A 17,422-nucleotide genomic window follows, 5' to 3' on the forward strand; every position below is an offset into this window, starting at 1 on the left:
GTGGAAGGCACATCCTCGGTGTCATTCGAAGCCGACAGGTCAGGATCCGGTCAGACGTCCCGCAAGTGCAACCTCGACACCGACATGCACGTGAACCGAATGCTTGGCCGTCTCGGCATGATCGGCCATCACAACACAATCGGTGAGGTTCGCGCGTTTGTGGATTCGGCTCCGAAGAAGGACCGTTCCGACTTGGCGCGGCATCTGATGGCCCACAGCCGCGTGGTGTGCACCGATCCCGAACCGCGCTGCGCAAGTTGTCCTCTCGTCTCCTTCTGTGAAACCGGTCGCAGTCGTATCAGGTCTGAACAAGCGACGGCCACGGTGGTTGATCTCTTCGGTGGTGCTGGCGCGCTCGGGCTGGGATTCAGGTCGGCGGGATTCAGCATCGTGGCGGCTGTGGAGATCGATCGAGATGCCGCACAGACATATCGGCTCAACCATCCCGGTGTGCCCGTGCTCGAGGCTTCTGTCGAGAACGTCACTGCAGACGAGTTGCAGGCGTGGCTGCCGGCCTTGACTGCCCCGTCGGCGGTCATCGCCGGGCCGCCGTGCCAGGGTTACTCGGCGGCTGGCTCACGTGACTCCGACGATCGGCGCAATCTGCTCTTCCGACATGTAGGACGTCTCGCTCGTCGACTTGGGGCTCAGTCAGTCGTCATCGAGAATGTTCCTGGCTTGCGTCGCGTCAACGGCGTCACCTACACAGACAAGATCACAAATTCACTGCGACGATGTGGCTATCGGCCATGGAAGCAGCCGGTTGCCCTCCGAGCGTCCGACTATGGCGTGCCGCAGAACCGTCGGCGACTCTTCTTCGTAGGCGTCAAGGGCGGGATTGAGTTACCCGAAGCCCCGGTGCCGACGCACGCTCCGTATGGGGGCGCCGCCGTCGACTCGACGCTGCTGCGGACGCCTTCCTTGGCACAGCGTTTGGAAGGTCTGCCTCGTCTCGCGCCTGGCGCGGGGGCAGAACGACTGCGACTCCCAGATGGACGTGTCGTGCTGAACTCTCAAGCGATGGCGCATTCGCCGAGAGTGGTTGCGAAAATCAACGCGATACCGGCTGGCGGCGGCCCAATCTCCTACCGTCGGCTTGAGAGCGACGTGGCGCGCACATTGGTCGCGGGCCACCGCGCGCTGCCCGTGCATCCCGACCAGGATCGTACGATCACAGTTCGTGAGGCGGCCCGCATCCAAGGCTTTCCTGATGACTACTTCTTTTGCGGTCCGCGCTCGGCGCAGCCGCTTCAGGTAGCGAACGCCGTGCCTCCTGCGCTCTCTGAGGCTGTCGCTCGGCAACTGCTGAAGTCGTTGGAGGCGGTGTGAGTTCCGCACCAGAAACTCAGGCGGCCACGGACGCCGAACTGACCGCCGATATCAGGGCCAGCACGCGAGACGAGCCGGTCAGCGCCCGTTTGCGAACCGATGAGCGTGTACTGGCCCGAGTCACCGACGGGATCTATCGACAGCCGGGGTCAGCCATTCGAGAACTGGTGTCAAATGCGTACGACGCTGACGCGACCCAAGTAATCATCAAGACCGATCGTCCGAGATTCGAAACGCTGACGATCGAAGACAACGGCAACGGCATGACGCCTGATGCGCTCGCCTATCTGCTTCATCACATCGGGGGGAGTGCGAAGCGATCACCGGGTGGCAGCGACCTAGGTATCACGGATCGGGATGATCCGATGCGCAGCCCGAATGGCCGAAAGCTGATCGGCAAAATCGGAATCGGCCTGTTCTCGGTGAGCCAGCTCACCAACCGGTTTCACCTCGTCACGAAGACTCAAGGTGATGACTCTCTCACGATCGCATCCGTGGTGCTTCGCCAGTACTCGGACCACAGCCCAGCAGAGACCGACGACGAAGGCAAGTACCAAGCAGGTCTAGTGAAGATCTGGCGCGAGCCAGCCTCGGACCCGGAGGCCCACGGCACGACAGTCACCCTGACCGACATCCGGCCTCAAACCCGTGACACGCTGCGTAGTAATGAGGTGTGGGCGGTCGTCGACGCGGACCCGTCGCTGGACCCGGAAGAATCGCGAGCGGTCGAACCGCCGACGTTCCACATCGGACGAGTCAAGCATGACGACCCATCAAGCCTTGAGGGCGATGCAGACCCCTTCGACAAGCTTCCTTGGTCTCCAGGCGACATTCCTGATGTCGCCTTTGAGAAGTTGGTCAACGCCGTCTGGGAACAAGTCGAGGGGAAAGCGAAGAACCCGCGACTCAGCGACATCTTCGACTACTACCTGCGCATGGTCTGGCAGCTCAGCCTGTCCATACCAGCGCCCTACGTGTTCGGGAGCCCCTTCGAACTGGCTTTCGGCGATGGGATGTACCTCTACGAAATCCCGATGGCCACCAAGGCCGCGGCTGAGAGCTTTGAGCTGGACGAGGGGGAAACGATTCTTGGCACGCGGTCGATCGGCCATAGCGCCAACGTCGGCAGTGACTTCGCCGTCTACTTTGATGACTTGCGTCTCAGACGCCCCCTCAAGTTCACGGACCTGCCGAATACGGCGCACGCCGTCCGCAAACCAATCTTGTTCGTGGGTCGCTGCAGTGAGCAATTCAAAGGCATCCCACATGAGTTGTCCGCCGGTCCACTTGAGTTCGAGGCGTACCTGATTTGGACACCCAAGGTTGCTCCCACTGAGCACCAAGGCGTCCTCGCTCGCGTTCACGGTTCCAGCGGAACGCCATTCGACCCGACGTTCATGCGCTACCAGGTGTCTGAGCAAACCCGGCTCAAGCAGATCACCTGCGAGATCTTCGTCACGCGCGGCCTCGAAGCAGCACTGAATATCGACCGAGAGTCGTTCAACTTCGCGCACCCGCATGTTGTGTACCTCACTCAGTGGCTGCACGCCGCGCTTCGCCGCGTCGCGACGGAGCAGAAGCGAGTTGCCGGCGAGATACGGGCCGGACGTCGTGCAACTGCCGCAGCAGAGACGCAGGCTGCAGTGTCGGACGTCGCTCGAAGGGCCTGGCGAGAGGAGTCGGACGACCCAGGTGCGGAGCCTCCTCATGTCGTTTTTGATGATGCTCCCGAGGAACCGATGTTCGAAGAGTCCGGCACCTACCGATTCCGACGGGCGCCGGTTCTTGGCGACAAGGCCGCTCGGCCCACGGCTGCGGAGACGACGACCGAGAAGCAGATGGAGGCGCTCGTACAGTTGCTCGCAGCATTCGATGTGCTCGACAATCTGTCGGAGCAACAGCAGGAACGGCTCCTGGCGGGCATTCGCAAGATTCTCGAGGCATCCGCATAGTGAGCGATGTCTCGGACAACAACGATGAACTTGTCGCGGGGATCTTCGGCGGTCTCGAGTACGGGATCGCTGAACTGAAGCGAAGAGAATTCAGACCATGGCACCGACCCCGCAAGCAATTCGTCCGACGTGAACAGTGGGCCAAGCAGGTCAGAGGCCTCTATGCCGATCGGCCACCTACGGACCCGCTTCGCTACTTGGGTTTGCCAGGCACGGACCTCATCGACCTGAGATATTTGCACGATGAGGTATGCAGGCCGGCTGACCGGCCGCTGATCTTCCTCGGATTCAATTCAGAAGCACAACCAAACAGCCCAGCTCGAGACGAGCTCAACATCTCGCTCTACGAGGTAGGTCGGCTGCCGAACGTCCAGCAGCGGCAGTCTGATGTCATCCACGACGACTTCCGGCGCATCAGCGACGAGTCCTCGATTGCATGGAAACGTGCAAGGGCGATCGGGCCCTTCGATGTTGTCAACTTGGACCTGTGCGACGGATTGGCATCCGATTCGCCAACAATCCGTCAGTCGATCTATGACGCGCTGGGTCAGGTGACTGCTCTGCAGAGCCACAGCTTGACACCGTGGCTGCTGCTCATCACCACTCGAATCGGTCCGCGCATGTTTGACCCCAATGCCGAAGCGGCGATTCTTCAGCGCTTTCGCGACAACGTCGGCACTTGCGACGGATTTATCGAAGAGTGCCAGCAACACTTGGGCCTCAATGCAACGGCGATTGAACCCTCGACCTGCAGTGACCTCGACTACCTCAAGCTCATGATCGTCGCCTTGGGCAAGTGGCTTGCGGAACTCGTTCAGGCATCGAGAAGCAGCCAGGTGGTGCTAGCTAGCACCCTCGGCTATCGGGTAGTCAAGAGCGCGCCGTGCGAGGATCTCGTTTCGATCGCGCTGCGATGTGAACCGATCTTTTCCCGCCCCGCGAACGCGCTGTCTCCGACACCTCCGCAGCCATTCGACGAGTGCAAGACCGCGAAGAGAATCGTCAGGCGCGCGGCACGTCGCAAGGACATCGACTCGATACTTAAAGCCGACTCGGACGTACATGAGGGTCTAGTCGTCGAAATGGAGGGGCTCTTGACAGCGGCAAGGTACGACGTCGAGCGTTACCGGCCGTGGCTCGAGTCGCTCGACAGTGGTCTCTGACTTGGCTCCGATGGGCCTAGTTCCGGTTTGTCCGATCACGGTCCCAAGCGGCTCAAACGCCCGCCACCGTTCTAACCGACGGTCCCTACGGAAGGGACTCGCCAGCTAAGAGTTGGCAAGCTCGTACGCAGCCATGCCCTCGAACATGGTTGCGATGTCTCGTTGGCGAGCGCCGAAGTATCCGATGGCGTCTGCCCAGAGATCAGCTGAATGCTGAGGGGGGCACGGCACGCCGGCCGGGAGTTCATCGCTTATCGGGTGGCGGCAGTCGGCCAATAGCGATTCAAGACCCTCATCCGTGAGGGCCCATTGGGCGTTGACCAAGCAGATGAGCGGCGCGCTAAGTTTGACCGGTCCACCGTTTCCAGAGCGCGCGGCAAACGCGACCTGGAGACTGAGCGCCAGCATGTCGACCGCCCTGGCGAAGTCAAACAGGTCGCGCCCCACGACGTCATTGGCAAGTAGCTGGCGTTCAAGAACCCTGACGATCTCGGCGGCGGACTCCTCAGGTCGCCAGATGGTGCCGACTGGGTTCTCCTCATCCGGTCCGTAGCGGGGGTCCCACTGTGTCGGGTCAAGCGAGCCAAACAGCACGGGACCAAAATTCAACCAGAGTTCCGATACCTGGCCGTACTCCATCAGGAAGGCGTACAGGTCCGGCGAAGCTTCGTTCCCGGAGGTGCGCAGTCGGAACATGTGCGGGTTGAACAGCCGTAGCTCCTCGCCGAGCCTCAACGCATCGGCGATGGCATCGCGAGAGACAGCAGAACGTAGCGCCGCGACCGCAGCCGCTATCTCGTCATCGACAGCTCGGCGTTGCTCGTTCTGGCTGGCTGCCAGTGACTCCAAGTCCATGACGCGCCTTGTCAACGGTGCTGTCCCTGCTTGGACAGCGTCGCTTACGGCAGCCTCGACCCGACGGACGAGACGTGGTTCCACGAACGCGCCAATGAGCAAGACCACGATCCCCGTCGCAATTGCCAGCGATGCGCTCGACCAGGACGCAAGCGTCCACCCGCCGCCTGCGACTCCAACAAGCAGAAACCCGGAGGCGACGGCAGCGAGGGCGCCCACCAGCGGCCAACGGACCCGAGTGTTCACCTCGCTCCGATCGTGACCGTAGTCTCTACGGCCCTATTGCTGCCGCTTCGTGGTGCGCGCATTCGCCCATTGTTGCCAACGAGTGCGCCAGGCTCTGGGACCTTGGTCGTCATCAGGTCGAGGTGAGAGGCCTCGAGAATCGAACCTCGGCAAGCCCTGAACGCAGGAGACCACGGCAACTGAGCTCTCGGCCGCTTCGACATGTGCTTGTCTGACGAAGCAGCAGGTCGAATCGGCGCCGGCTTGAACAAGGCTCACAGATCTCGCAGAGGCTGAACGGCACACCTAAGTCGGTGCAGGCAGCGGAAGTGGATGCTGGCTGCACAGCGGGCCGCTGCCAAGCGCACCGAAACGGTGAGCAGCGCAGCATCGGCCCCCAGGATCAAGCGCGGAGGGTGCCTGTCATTTGTTCGTAGAGGCCGAAGAGGTGTTGGACGCGTTCGGATTCCGACTTGAACGTGGGCCGGGTGCGGTAGAGGCGGTCGACGGCTCGGTCGAGGTTGCGGTGCGCTTTGCGCAGATCAGTGGGCATGAGGTCGGGGTCGTAGAGGTTGGCGAGCGCGGCGTCGCGATGCTCCGCGCGCGTCGAGCACTGCTTGGGCGGGAGCGTCGAGCTTGGCTGATGCACTGCCGTCGCTGAAGCCTTGGGGCACGGGGAACGTGTTGTAGACGATGCCGACCGAGTATTGGTAGCGGCTCTCGAGGCGTCCTGCGACCGTCCGCATCCAAGCCATGTGCATCGCGGAGCTCAAGAGCGCGAATTCGGCGAGAGATGCGTCGGGCAGGATTCTCAGCTTGTTGCTGGGTATGGCTGGCGGTTCGAGCCAGCCGAATGGCACGTACTCGCGTCGTTCCGAACTCACTTCGGGAATCACCAGGAACGGTTGCTCCGGGAGTACTTCGACTTGCCACGCCCGCGGGGTTTGTGCCAGCTGACGGGTTGATGCTCGCTGGCTCGCTTGCCGAGTCTCGCGCACCGCTTTCATTCGCTGCTGAACCAGCGGCAAGCTTGACAGCACGGCTGGGGATGCTTCCTGCAGGGCGAGTATCCAGCGCTCGCTGCCTCGGAGGTACTCGCGGGCTCCGACGAAAGGACGCATGAATGGCGTGGCGTCGGGTTCTTGTGCCAGGAATTCCGCCAGTTGGTCACCATCGAAGATGTACTCACCGCCATCAATGGGCTGGGAGCCAGTCAGCAGTCTCCTCATGCCGTTGATGGAACGTCCCACTTCGCTGACGACTTGGTGCGGATTGTTGAGCCTCGTGCCGTCGACCAAGTAGGGCGTGATGACTTTGCAGGTGCCGACGAGGGGTTCCCCGTTGATGTTGGGGTAGGTGTAGAGCGGCCTGTCCGGTGGCGCGTGCTCGGCTGGGTCGAGGCCGAGAATGATCACGTGGACGTGTGCCTTGCCTCGGGCGTCGGAGCCCCACGCGAATGTCCGGTGGGCGTATGAGATCTCCATCTGGTGCCGTTCGAAGATGACTGACCAAAGTTGCGCGACCTGTTCGCCTTGGGTGATGGAGTTGGTTGCGACGAACCCGATCCGCGGAGGTCGGTGGCCGAGACCGGCTGCGGTGTCCGTTCGGCGGACGTATTCGGCGGCGCGTATGAACCATGCAGTGACGTAGTCGAGCGTTCCGCCGCTGCCGCCGAGCTGCGCGATGCGGTGCACCTGCGCTCGCTGCTCGGTGCTCTGGTACTTGGCGCCGATGAAGGGCGGGTTGCCGAACACATAGGAGCACTCCGCGGGCGGCAGGAACGTCGCCCAGTCAAGTTCCAGTGCGTCGCCGACTTCGATGTGCGGCGATTTCTCAAGCGGGATACGCACATAGGGCTCGCCGAAGGTGTCAGCGAGCTCCCGGTTCATGAGGTGATCCATCATCCACAACGAGGTGGCGGCGATGCGCGCCGGGAACTCGCTGATCTCGATGCCGTAGAACTGGTCGACGTCGATCACCGACTTCACTTCGAATGGCATTACCTGCTGGGCCGACACCCGGGTGCGGGCTGCGATCTCGTCGAGAATGTCGATCTCAAGCAGGCGCAGCTCGCGGTAGGCGATGATTAGGAAGTTGCCGCAACCGCACGCAGGGTCGAAGAACTGCAGCTCTCCTAGCCGGTCCCTGAAGCGGTAGAGCTCAGCTACGACATCGCCGCTTTGCTTGGAGGCGAGGTCGTCGAACTCGGATCGCAGGTCGTCAAGAAACAGCGGTTCGATCACCCTCAAGATGTTCTGCTCGGTGGTGTAGTGCGCGCCTTGGGAACGGCGCTCAATCGGCTCCATCACCGACTGGAACAGCGCGCCGAAGATCGCCGGCGATGTCTTGGACCAGTTGAATCGGCACGCGTCCAGCAGGGCTGTCCGCATTTCGCTGTCGAAGTCAGGGATCTCCAGCCGCGCGGCGAAGAGTTCGCCGTTCACATAGGGGAACTTGGCCAGGTCCTCGTCCAGCTTGTGCTGCCGCCGCTCAGCCGGCGTGTTCAGGACTCCGAACAGCCGCGTCAGCCGTGAGCCCAGGTCGGTGCCGTCCACCGAGGTTCGTTCCTCCACGAGATGCAGAAACATGTCCTGGCGGGGAAAGATGCCCGAGTCGTCGGCGAACATGCAAAACACCATGCGCACTAGGAATTGCTCGAGGTCCTCGCCCTGGTAGCCCGACTCGTCGAGCGCATCGTGCAGCCGCCCCATGAGTTCTGACGCTTCGATGTTGACCGGGTCCTCCTCACGCAGCGCCCGGCGCCGCTGCCCAACGATGAACGCAAAGTCCTCGACGTGGTCCGGCAATTCGGAGAGCGAGAACCGGATCTCATCGCGCGTATCGCGGTCGAGCAGCTCGAACGTCTTGAAGTCGCACAGCAGCTGATAGCGCGGCCGTTCCCGCTCCGAGACTGCATCGAAGTAGTCGCCCGCCTGCTGAGCTGCCGCCAACAAGCTGCGGCCGGCGCTCTTCTGCTCCACCAGCAGCACGCTGGGCCAGAACAGATCAATGAAGCCATGTGAGTTGTCCAGCTTCTTGACATGCTCTTCGTAGCGCGCCACGTCGCGCCGTCGCTTGCCGAACACCTCGAAGAACTCGTTGTAGAAGGTCTGCGTCTCGCCCTTCTCGTACGAGGCGTCAGACCACTCCGAAGCGAACTGGGCAGCGCGCACTCTGATCTCGTTCCACGAGAGCATCACGGCAACCTAACCGACCCTGCCGATCTCAATTGGGCCGAGGCCGGCAGCGCGGGCTACAAGCCGATGGCCAGGTCGGGACGGCCGCGCAGGTGGGTGCGTTCGTTGACCGAGAGCACGCTGCGGTGGCCATGGCTCGACGCGAAGACACGCGTGACGGAGGTGTAGTCCACGTCGAACTTCAGGAATGAGCCCGGGTCGAAGCCCAGGCAGCGGGCCAGGTAGGCGTTCACGACGCCGCCATGGCACGCCAGCGCCACCCGCTGGCTGCGGTGGTCGGCGACGATCTGGTCGACTGCGTGGTTGACGATGGCGATGAACTGGGCGGTGCGTTCTGCATCCCCGAACGAACCGGTCGCCAACTCGTCCCACCGCTCCCGGTCGGTCTCCTTGAGCACCTCCATGGGCACGTACGCCGGTGAGTCGCGGTCGAACTCGCTCAGCCCGTCGCGCACTGACGGCTCGAGACCAGTCGCTTCGGAGATCGCTCGGGCCGTTTGCACTGCCCGGCGCATCGGGCTGCTGTACAACGCATCGATGCCCATTTCGGCGAGCCACCCGGCAACCGCCGCGGCCTGCTGCTGACCGATCTCCGACAGGGACGGGTCTGCGGGCTGCCCGTCGTGCCGTACGACTCGTTCAGGTTGGCCGTGGCGGACGAAGACGAGTTCCACGGCGGGTGACCCTAGAGGGCGAAATCAATGGCTGAGTGCCTTGACGGGAGCGGTACCGTGGTGACACATGGCAAGACGGACCAAGATCATCGCCAGCGTCGGACCAGCCTGCAGCGACGAGGCGACCATGACAGCCATGATCGAAGCAGGCGTCGATGTCTGGCGTCTCGGGCTGGCACACGGCACGCTCGACGAGCAGGTCGACACCTTCCGGCGGCTGCGCGCTGTATCGGAAGAGTCCGGACGGCATATCGGGATCCTCGTGGACCTGCCGGGTCCCAAGGTGCGCTGCAAGCCCTTCCCCGAGGGCGGCTGCGACGTCGCTCAAGACGCGTTGCTCTCGCTCACCATTGACGGCGACGCCAGCACCGCCGATCGGCTCGTCGTCGACTACGAGGGATTGCTGACCGACGTGGGCCCGGGTGACCGGCTGTCGTTCGGCGACGGCAACGTCGTGCTGGTGGTCGAGGACCGTGCCTCCAACGCCCTCAAGACCCGTGTGCTGCACGGCGGGCACCTCGAAGGCCGGCCTGGTCTGCATGTCGACTCATCCAAGCTGCGCATGAGCACGCCGACCCCCCAGGACCTGAAGCTGGCGGACACGTTCATCGACCTGGGCACCGACATGGTCGCACTGTCGTTCGTCCGTTCGGCACATGACATGCGGCGTCTGGGCGTCGAGCCCCATCCGCGCGGCCCGCTGCTGGTGGCCAAGATCGAGACAAATGCCGCAGTGGAGAATCTCGACGGGATCATCGAGTCCTCTTCGGCAGTCATGGTGGCCCGCGGCGACCTGGGTGCGGAGTGCGACATCGAAGAATTGCCCCACCTGCAGAAGCGCATCATCGAGGCCTGCGTCGCACACGGCCGGCCGGCCATCACCGCGACACAGATGCTGGAGTCGCTGCTGCATTCGCCCGTACCGACGCGCGCCGAGGCCTCCGACATCGCCAATGCGGTATTCGACGGCACCTCAGCAGTGATGCTGAGCGGCGAGACGGCGATCGGCCACGATCCGGTGAACGCCGTGCGGACCATGGCGCGCATCACCGAGCGAGCAGATGAGCGCTTCGACTACGAGGCGTGGTGGAACCGGCTGCTGTCAGTGCGCAGGCTGGACGAACGCGCTGCTGACTACCTTCGCGTGACCGACGGCATCACCCAGTCGGCGTCACGGCTGGCGACCGAGCTGGGCGCTCAAGCCATCATCTGCCTGAGCCGGTCGGGGTTCACCGCCCGCAGCATGGCCAGGTTCCGTCCGTCGATGCCGCTGCTGGGTCTCACGCCCGAGCCTCGCACCGCGATGCAGCTCTCGCTGTCCTGGGGGACGCGCCCGCTGGTCTTCGGCGAACGATTGACCCCTGCCGAATCAGCCCTCGAAGCGGTGCACGCAGCGTCGCGTACCGGCCTCGTCCGCAGCGGCGACATGGTGGTGGTGGTGTCAGGCTCGAGCCCCGAGTCGCACGCCACCGACAACCTGCGCGCCATGCGCGTGCCCTGAGATCGGATCAGCCGGTGTCGATGTCGATGTCGACGTCGATACGGGATGGGTCGATGCGGTCAGGTCCGCACAACGGGTTCTGGGGCACCTGCACTGCACGGCCGAAGACCTCGCATGAGCAGGTCTCTTGGCAGTCTCGCAGCCCGGTCCATTGCACGGCGAGCACTGCCGCCCCGCCCACCAGCACCACTGAGATCAGCACGGCCAGCACCAGCCGGCGGATCAATCGGAGCGCAATGAAGGCCGCGACAGCCAGAGCGGCGATCCCGCCGGCCAGAGCGATGCTCAAGCGGTCGGCATCGAGCCATTCGGGCAGCACTTCAACAGAGAGTACGCAGCGTCCCGGCAGCGCCCGTGGATCGCTCCCGGGCCAGCGCCAAGGCGCTCAGTAGAGTCCGAGTGGCAGATTCGACGATCCGCGAGGTTCCGCGTATGGCGGCCACACCCATTGATCTGCGTCCGGGCGGTCTGCCCGAGACAGTGCTGGATCCGGCCCCTCCCGTCGCGGTAGCGGCACTCGAAGCGGCGATGGCTCAGCCGGCGGCTGAACGGGGCGCCGCGCTGTCGGAGGTGGCGGCTCGCTGGCCGCGGTTGCTGGAGGCCTGGGCGGAACTGGGGCGTTGGGCGGCGAGCGCGGGCCGTCACATCGAGTCCTACGCCTACTGCAGGGTGGGATACCACCGGGGACTCGACGCTCTGCGCGCCGCCGGATGGCGGGGGAGCGGTTACGTCCGCTGGGCGCAGCCCACCAACAGCGGCTTCCTGTGGTCGCTGCTGGGCCTGGGGCGCTGCGCTGGTGCCATCGGCGAGCATGACGAGGCCGACCGGTGTGCCGGTTTCCTGATGCAGCTCGACCCCGGAGGCGAGCCGTCGACGGGTGAGTGGCCGCAGGCGTGAAGCCCGCCGGCGTCGTGCTGTGCGGGGGCGCATCCACGCGTATGGGCAGCGATAAGACGGGCCTGGAACTAGCGGGCCGGCCGCTGGCGCTGTGGGTAGCCGATGCGCTATCGGCCGCGGGAGCAGAACCGGTCGTGGCGCAGGGCGGCAACCCGCCGCCGCCGCTCGTGGCCGAACCCGACAGCTCGCCACGAGCCGGTCCGCTGTCGGCCCTGATCGATGCGCTGGAGCGCCATGGCGAGGTGCTCGTGTGCCCGACCGACGTGCCGACAGTTCCCGCCGAGCTGCTGGCCACGCTGGTTGAGCGCGCCCGCAGCACGGGTGCGCCGGTCGTGCTGGCTCGCAGCGACCGGCCGGAGCCGCTCATCGGCCACTACGCCCGCGAATCGCTCTCGATGCTGCGCGCAGGCCAGCAGGCCGGCGCGCGCGGGCCGAAGGAGGCCTTCGACATCGAGCGTGTCCCGACCGTGCCGGTGGCGCCGTCTGATGTGCTGAACGTGAACACGCCTGCCGATCTGGCAGCAGCCGAGGCGATCTTGGCTGCACGTGAAGCGGGCCAGCCAGGAGTGAGCTGACGCGCATGGCACCTCGCAACGAACGCCGCGGCCGCGACTCGTCTCGCAGCGATCGACGCCGCAGCGACTCGTCTCGCCAGGATGCACCCCGGCACGAATGGGTTGACAATCAAATTGGCCTGGAAGCGCTGGTCGCCGACCTGCTGGACGCTGACTGCGTGGCCGTCGACACCGAGTTCCACCGTGAGCGCAGCTACCGACCGCAGTTGGCCTTGGTGCAGGTTGCGTTCGGCGAGCGGATCGCTCTCATCGATCCCACCACCACCGACGTCTCGGTGCTGGGTGCTGTGCTGGCAGCCGATGTCCTGGTGATCATGCACGCCTGCGCGCAGGACATCGAGGTGCTGTCTCAGGAGTGCGACGCCATCCCGTCGAGGCTCTTCGACACACAGGTGGCCGCTGGCTTCTTGGGCATGAGCACGCCGTCGCTGGCGGCGCTGACCGACCGCTTGCTCGGCGTGCGGCTGGCCAAGGGCAACCGCCTGACTGACTGGTTCGAGCGGCCGCTGCGACCAGCCCAGCAGCGCTACGCAGCCGATGACGTGGCGTACTTGATCCCCCTGCTCGACGAACTGCGCTCACGCCTGACGGCGCGGGATCGCTGGCAGTGGGCGCTCGACGAGTGCGAGCAGTGGCGCCGGCCTCCCGGGCCGCCACCAGATCCTGCCCAAGCGTGGACCCGCATCAAGGGGGCACGCCAGCTGCGCGGGCGCCAGCGAGCGGTGGCATACCGGCTGGCTGCCTGGCGCGAGCGAACGGCCAGCGAGCGCGATATCCCCGTGCGCTTCGTGCTGTCGGACATGGCGCTGCTGTCGATCGCGCAGCGCCGCCCTCGCAGCATCGATCAGCTCGGAGGATTGCGGGGGGTGGACGGCAACCAGTTCCGTGGGGCGGCCGGTGATCGGATCATGGCCGAGGTGCAGCGCGGACTCGACATGGCGCCGGGCGACATTCCGGCCAGTGCGCTGCCGGCGGGGCCGAACGTGGATGCGTCTCTGCAGCCGGCAGTCCCACTCGTGGGCGCATGGGTGGACGAGGTAGCACGTGCCGAGGACATCGATCGGAGCCTGTTGGCGACCCGTTCGGACATCGCCGCACTGCTTGCGGGCGATCCGGCCTCGAGGCTGAGCTCGGGCTGGCGGGCTGAAGTCGTGGGCGACGGGATCAGGTCGCTGCTGGCGGGCGAGGCCGCACTTGCGTTCGATCCCTCGGCCGGCCTGCAGCTCGAGTCGCGGTCGCGCAGCGTGCCTGAGGGATGCGACGGACACGCAGCCCAATGACACGCAGCATCGCGCCTCAAACGGTAGGGTGGCAGGGCACTTCGTAGAACACAGATGCCCCATCCGCCGCGGAGAGGGGCATGTCCGGATGCAGGCAAGCGAAGCCTCGCAGTCGAGCACGAGGAGCCAGCCGGTGAAGAAGGGTCGACATCGCCGCTATGAGGAGGCCCGCAAGTTTCAGCGGGCCACGGCGGAGCGTTTCACCATTGAGGATTACGACTTCGACAACTCCGACCGTTTCGGAGTGGACCCTGGAGATCGCGACCTGGCTGACGAGGAATCGGCGCCCGATGACCAGTACGGCCATCTGGCCGACAAGTACGACGATTATTCGGATCTCGAGGCCAAGTACGCCGATTTCGATTCCGACGCCGACCCTGACTCTGACGCCAACACCGGGGCTCCCCAGCGCGAAAGCGCCTGACTAGCAGCTAGTGCGGCGAACTGCTGGGTGGGGCAGCAGCTGGGTTGAGGCGATGCGCTCGTCGAGTCGGGAGTGCAGCTCGGCGTAGATCGCTGGTCCACAGATCGCAGTCAACTCGTCGCGAAGTGCCCTGAACACGGGTTGAGTGCCGATGTGGGCGCTCTCGGCGGATGTACACCACCAGGCGACGTCGGTATCGGGGCCGCCCCAGTCGCGCAGTTCCCATTCCCGCACCATCGTGTAGACGTGCCCGGTGACGGTCTCGTGGTCCTCGCGGCGCAGCGGCGCCTGCCAGCAGATCTCAGGCTTGGTGTCCATCGGCCGCCGGCCGGTGCGCTCGGCCAGCAGGTGGAATGCGCAGCCTGCGCCAGCAGGGTGATCGGCCCGATTTGCGAACACGCACGCACCATCGACGACCCGGGTGCGCCACCAGCCCTCGCCGTCCTGGGTGAGTGCTTCGTCGGGACCGCAATGGTGCTGCCAGATCTCGGCGTCCAATTCGGCGATCATCTCCCGGACACGTGCGAGATCGTCATGACCGTTGAGAAAGGCGCCGTGGCTGCAGCAGCCCAGAGCCGACTCGGGGGCCGGTATGTCTTCAATCCCCGGACATCCAGCGCCGTAGATGCACATCCAGGAGCTGGCCAGAAACGTCACATCGAACAACCAGGTGCGGTGTTCGAGCGGATCTTCCAGCGAAAGCCACTCCCGCGTGTCGTCACCGAGATTCTGGCCATCGAAGTCCAACGCAGTCTCAGATGCCATCCGCGGCGAGCCTACGAGGCCGAGCTCGCGAGGCCGGGGCCCGAGCGGCCCGTGAGCGGAGCGAACAAGAGCGGGCAGCATCAAGCCGCGCCGAATCGCCCAGTCGATCTGCGGCGCGTGTGGGGTACGGTCGGGGCGTGGTTTCAGAGGACGGCGCGGCCGATGCTGCCCTGCTTGCCGACCTGCGCGGGGTGCTGGGTGAACGCGCCCGTGACAACGACTTCGAACGGGGCTTGTACAGCCGTGACGGCTCGATCGAAGGCAGCTCGCCGGCAATCGTGTGCTTGCCCGAGACTGCTGCCGAAGTCGCCGAGATCGTGCGTATCTGCCGGCGCCACAGTCGGCCCTTCCTGGCTCGTGGATCGGGGACCGGCTTGGCCGGGGGCGCCGTGCCCGTCGGCAGGCCGGTGGTGGTCGCCACCGCGAAGATGGACCGCATCGTCGAGGTGGACACCGACAACCGGGTGGCCTGGGTCGAACCCGGCGTGCTGAACCTGGACTTGTCGCGAGCACTGACGCCGCTGGGCTTCCACTTTGCCCCGGATCCCTCCTCTCAGCAGGTGTGCTCGATCGGCGGGAACATCGCCAACAACTCCGGCGGGCCGCATTGTCTGGCGTACGGCGTCACGACAGCGCACATCGCAGCGCTCGAGGTGGTGCTTCCCTCCGGCGAGACCACCACCTTGGGCGGTGTCGAGGCAGAACCGGCCGGGCTCGATCTGCGGGGGCTGTTCGTGGGCTCTGAGGGCACGATGGGCATCGCCACCAAGGCCGCCGTGCGCCTCACACCCAACGCCCCGTCGGTGCGCACGCTGCTGCTCGACTTTGACGACGTCAGCGAGGGTTCTGCGGCGGTCAGCGCCATCATCGCCGCCGGGCTGGTGCCCTCTGCGCTGGAGATGATGGACCAGCGCGCCATCGAGATCGTGGAGGCATTCGCCCACGCCGGCTACCCGACCGGGGCTGCTGCGGTGCTGCTCGTGGAGCTGGACGGCCTGCCGGGCGGGGTGGAGGCGGGCGTGGAGATCGTGCGCGAGGTGGCGCTGAAGCACCATGTCGGCCATGTACGTGTTGCCGCTGACGACGAGGAGCGAGCGCTGCTGTGGAAGGGCCGCAAGAACGCGTTCGGAGCGGTGGCGCGGATCAAGCCCGACTACTACCTGCACGACACCGTGGTGCCGCGGTCACGGCTCACCGAGGTGCTCGAGAAGGTGTACCGGATCGCCGATGCCTACGACCTGATCGCGGTGAACGTGTTCCACGCTGGGGACGGGAACCTGCACCCGATCTTGGCTTTCGACCGGCGCGAGCCCGGCGTGGACGAGCGGGTGAAAGCCGCCGGCCGCGACATTGTTGCGGCCTCCATCGAGGCCGGCGGGGTGCTCAGCGGCGAGCACGGCATCGGTCTGGAGAAGCGCGACTACATGGGGATGCTGTTCAGCACCCACGACATGTACACCCAGGACGTGGTGCGCGAGACGTTCGATCCCGATGGGTTCGCCAACCCCCTCAAGGTGATCCCGACGGGTTCGCGTTGCAGCGATTCATTCCACCAGCACGTGCCCGAAGGCGCTTGGGTGTGAGCTCACAGCCGAGCAGCGCCGGTGTGACGCCGGCAGCGGGAGCGAGTACCGGAGCGGCCGAAGCGGGGCCGAGCCTGGCGGCGAATATTGCTGCGGAGGTGACCGCATTTGCCGGCGAGGTCGGCAGCGACGATCCGGTCACAGTCGTGGGCGCCCGAACGCATTGGGGTGTCGGCGGCGCTGCGCTCGCGGGGACACGCGAGGTCTGCGCACCTGCGGGCGTGTGGGAACACGAGCCGTCGGAGATGACGGTTCGCTGCGGTGTCGGCACGACGGTGGCTGAGCTGGCGGCACATCTCGCTCGCACCGGCCAGATGGTGCCGCTCGACCCTGCCGACGGCGCGGCGACCGTGGGCGGGGTGCTGGCGTGCGGCTTCAGCGGGCACCGGCGACTTCGCTACGGGCACGTGCGCGATCTCGTGCTGCAGACGCGTCACGTCGACGCCGCAGGCAAGGTCGTCACTGCGGGTGGCCCCACGGTCAAGAACGTCTCGGGTTACGACCTGCCCCGCTTGCTGGTGGGCTCGCTGGGAACCTTGGGGTTCCTGGCCGAGGTGATTCTGCGGACCCTGCCGATACCACCCGCTGCGCAGTGGCTGGAAGGCGACGGCGACCCGTTCGCGGCGTTCGACCTGCTGTACCGGCCGAGCAGCATCCTGTGGAATGGTCTGCAGACCTGGATCCTGCTCGAGGGCGACCCGGCCGATGTCGCGGCAGAGGCGAACAAGCTGGAGCCAGCGGGATTCGCTGCGTGCGACGGTCCGCCGCCGATCCCTAGTGCGGGGCGCGAATCGATGCGGCCTTCGGCGCTGCGAACGCTCGCCGGCACGCCAGGCGGGTGGATTGCGGAGGTCGGTGTCGGCTTGGTGCATCGCGCCGCACCAGTGCAAGCGGCACAAGTCTCGTCGGCGAATGCGGCGCTGATGTCCCAGCTGAAGCAACGGCTGGATCCTGACCAACGGCTCAACCCCGGCCGGAGAGCCTGGTGAGCCCCGTGGGCGA

16 protein-coding genes are annotated in these 17,422 nt (G+C 65.2%); 10 read left to right on the forward strand and 6 right to left on the reverse strand.

What is annotated here, in order from left to right; all coding sequences use genetic code 11:
- Positions 1-18 precede the first annotated feature (18 nt).
- The 3 genes from dcm to ACOGI5_RS11390 are packed head-to-tail and all read left to right on the forward strand — an operon-like array spanning position 19 to position 4,444.
- On the forward strand, positions 19-1,329 hold the full coding sequence (gene dcm, locus ACOGI5_RS11380; RefSeq protein WP_419864532.1) for a DNA (cytosine-5-)-methyltransferase: 1,311 nt from the start codon (positions 19-21) through the stop codon (positions 1,327-1,329).
- A complete protein-coding gene (locus ACOGI5_RS11385; RefSeq protein WP_419864533.1) occupies positions 1,326-3,281 on the forward strand; it encodes an ATP-binding protein in 1,956 nt (651 codons plus the stop codon). The genes dcm and ACOGI5_RS11385 overlap by 4 nt, the downstream gene beginning before the upstream one ends.
- On the forward strand, positions 3,281-4,444 hold the full coding sequence (locus tag ACOGI5_RS11390; RefSeq protein ID WP_419864534.1) for a PP_RS20740 family protein: 1,164 nt from the start codon (positions 3,281-3,283) through the stop codon (positions 4,442-4,444). Before ACOGI5_RS11385 ends, ACOGI5_RS11390 begins: the two co-directional genes overlap by 1 nt.
- A gap of 105 nt (positions 4,445-4,549) precedes the next feature.
- Here ACOGI5_RS11390 and ACOGI5_RS11395 read toward each other — a convergent pair whose 3' ends face one another.
- The 4 genes from ACOGI5_RS11395 to ACOGI5_RS11410 form a co-directional block, all read right to left on the reverse strand.
- A complete protein-coding gene (locus tag ACOGI5_RS11395; protein ID WP_419864535.1) occupies positions 4,550-5,299 on the reverse strand; it encodes a hypothetical protein in 750 nt (249 codons plus the stop codon).
- 628 nt (positions 5,300-5,927) lie between these two features.
- Positions 5,928-6,077: a type IIL restriction-modification enzyme MmeI gene (locus tag ACOGI5_RS11400; protein WP_419864536.1), complete on the reverse strand. Its 150-nt coding sequence runs from the start codon at positions 6,075-6,077 to the stop codon at positions 5,928-5,930.
- On the reverse strand, positions 6,067-8,721 hold the full coding sequence (locus ACOGI5_RS11405; RefSeq protein ID WP_419864537.1) for a class I SAM-dependent DNA methyltransferase: 2,655 nt from the start codon (positions 8,719-8,721) through the stop codon (positions 6,067-6,069). Before ACOGI5_RS11405 ends, ACOGI5_RS11400 begins: the two co-directional genes overlap by 11 nt.
- Positions 8,722-8,777: 56 nt before the next feature.
- Positions 8,778-9,395, reverse strand: a complete 618-nt coding sequence (locus ACOGI5_RS11410; protein WP_419864538.1) for a histidine phosphatase family protein — start codon at positions 9,393-9,395, stop codon at positions 8,778-8,780.
- Between the two features lie 67 nt (positions 9,396-9,462).
- Here ACOGI5_RS11410 and pyk point away from each other — a divergent pair, with 67 nt between their 5' ends.
- A complete protein-coding gene (gene pyk / locus ACOGI5_RS11415) occupies positions 9,463-10,896 on the forward strand; it encodes a pyruvate kinase (RefSeq protein ID WP_419864539.1) in 1,434 nt (477 codons plus the stop codon).
- A 7-nt stretch (positions 10,897-10,903) separates the two neighbouring features.
- Here the strand turns inward: pyk and ACOGI5_RS11420 are convergent, their stop codons facing one another.
- Positions 10,904-11,215 (reverse strand): hypothetical protein, encoded by a 312-nt coding sequence (locus ACOGI5_RS11420; protein ID WP_419864540.1) that lies wholly within the window; start codon positions 11,213-11,215, stop codon positions 10,904-10,906.
- An 80-nt stretch (positions 11,216-11,295) separates the two neighbouring features.
- On the opposite strand from ACOGI5_RS11420, the gene ACOGI5_RS11425 reads away from it, so the two are divergent.
- The 4 genes from ACOGI5_RS11425 (at position 11,296) to ACOGI5_RS11440 (ending at position 14,072) form a co-directional block, all read left to right on the forward strand.
- On the forward strand, positions 11,296-11,793 hold the full coding sequence (locus ACOGI5_RS11425) for a DUF3151 family protein (RefSeq protein WP_419864541.1): 498 nt from the start codon (positions 11,296-11,298) through the stop codon (positions 11,791-11,793).
- On the forward strand, positions 11,778-12,368 hold the full coding sequence (gene mobA / locus ACOGI5_RS11430) for a molybdenum cofactor guanylyltransferase (protein ID WP_419864542.1): 591 nt from the start codon (positions 11,778-11,780) through the stop codon (positions 12,366-12,368). Before ACOGI5_RS11425 ends, mobA begins: the two co-directional genes overlap by 16 nt.
- 5 nt (positions 12,369-12,373) lie before the next feature.
- A complete protein-coding gene (locus ACOGI5_RS11435) occupies positions 12,374-13,648 on the forward strand; it encodes a ribonuclease D (protein ID WP_419864543.1) in 1,275 nt (424 codons plus the stop codon).
- Between the two features lie 133 nt (positions 13,649-13,781).
- Positions 13,782-14,072, forward strand: a complete 291-nt coding sequence (locus tag ACOGI5_RS11440; protein WP_419864544.1) for a hypothetical protein — start codon at positions 13,782-13,784, stop codon at positions 14,070-14,072.
- Here ACOGI5_RS11440 and ACOGI5_RS11445 read toward each other — a convergent pair whose 3' ends face one another.
- Positions 14,073-14,837, reverse strand: a complete 765-nt coding sequence (locus tag ACOGI5_RS11445; RefSeq protein ID WP_419864545.1) for a hypothetical protein — start codon at positions 14,835-14,837, stop codon at positions 14,073-14,075.
- A 137-nt stretch (positions 14,838-14,974) separates the two neighbouring features.
- Here ACOGI5_RS11445 and ACOGI5_RS11450 point away from each other — a divergent pair, with 137 nt between their 5' ends.
- Both ACOGI5_RS11450 and ACOGI5_RS11455 read left to right on the forward strand, forming a co-directional pair.
- Positions 14,975-16,420: an FAD-binding oxidoreductase gene (locus ACOGI5_RS11450; RefSeq protein WP_419864546.1), complete on the forward strand. Its 1,446-nt coding sequence runs from the start codon at positions 14,975-14,977 to the stop codon at positions 16,418-16,420.
- Positions 16,417-17,409, forward strand: coding sequence for an FAD-binding oxidoreductase (locus ACOGI5_RS11455; RefSeq protein ID WP_419864547.1), 993 nt, complete (start codon positions 16,417-16,419; stop codon positions 17,407-17,409). The genes ACOGI5_RS11450 and ACOGI5_RS11455 overlap by 4 nt, the downstream gene beginning before the upstream one ends.
- Positions 17,410-17,422 lie beyond the last annotated feature (13 nt).

Source organism: Candidatus Poriferisodalis sp. (assembly GCF_965208925.1).
Taxonomy (GTDB): domain Bacteria; phylum Actinomycetota; class Acidimicrobiia; order Acidimicrobiales; family Poriferisodalaceae; genus Poriferisodalis.

Coding starts and splice junctions, on each gene's coding strand:
- pyk (WP_419864539.1), top strand. CDS start 9,463: ATGGCAAGACGGACCAAGATCATCGCCAGCGTCGGACCAGCCTGCAGC.
- ACOGI5_RS11435 (WP_419864543.1), top strand. CDS start 12,374: ATGGCACCTCGCAACGAACGCCGCGGCCGCGACTCGTCTCGCAGCGAT.
- ACOGI5_RS11395 (WP_419864535.1), bottom strand. CDS start 5,299: ATGGACTTGGAGTCACTGGCAGCCAGCCAGAACGAGCAACGCCGAGCT.
- ACOGI5_RS11405 (WP_419864537.1), bottom strand. CDS start 8,721: ATGCTCTCGTGGAACGAGATCAGAGTGCGCGCTGCCCAGTTCGCTTCG.
- ACOGI5_RS11400 (WP_419864536.1), bottom strand. CDS start 6,077: ATGCCCACTGATCTGCGCAAAGCGCACCGCAACCTCGACCGAGCCGTC.
- ACOGI5_RS11445 (WP_419864545.1), bottom strand. CDS start 14,837: ATGGCATCTGAGACTGCGTTGGACTTCGATGGCCAGAATCTCGGTGAC.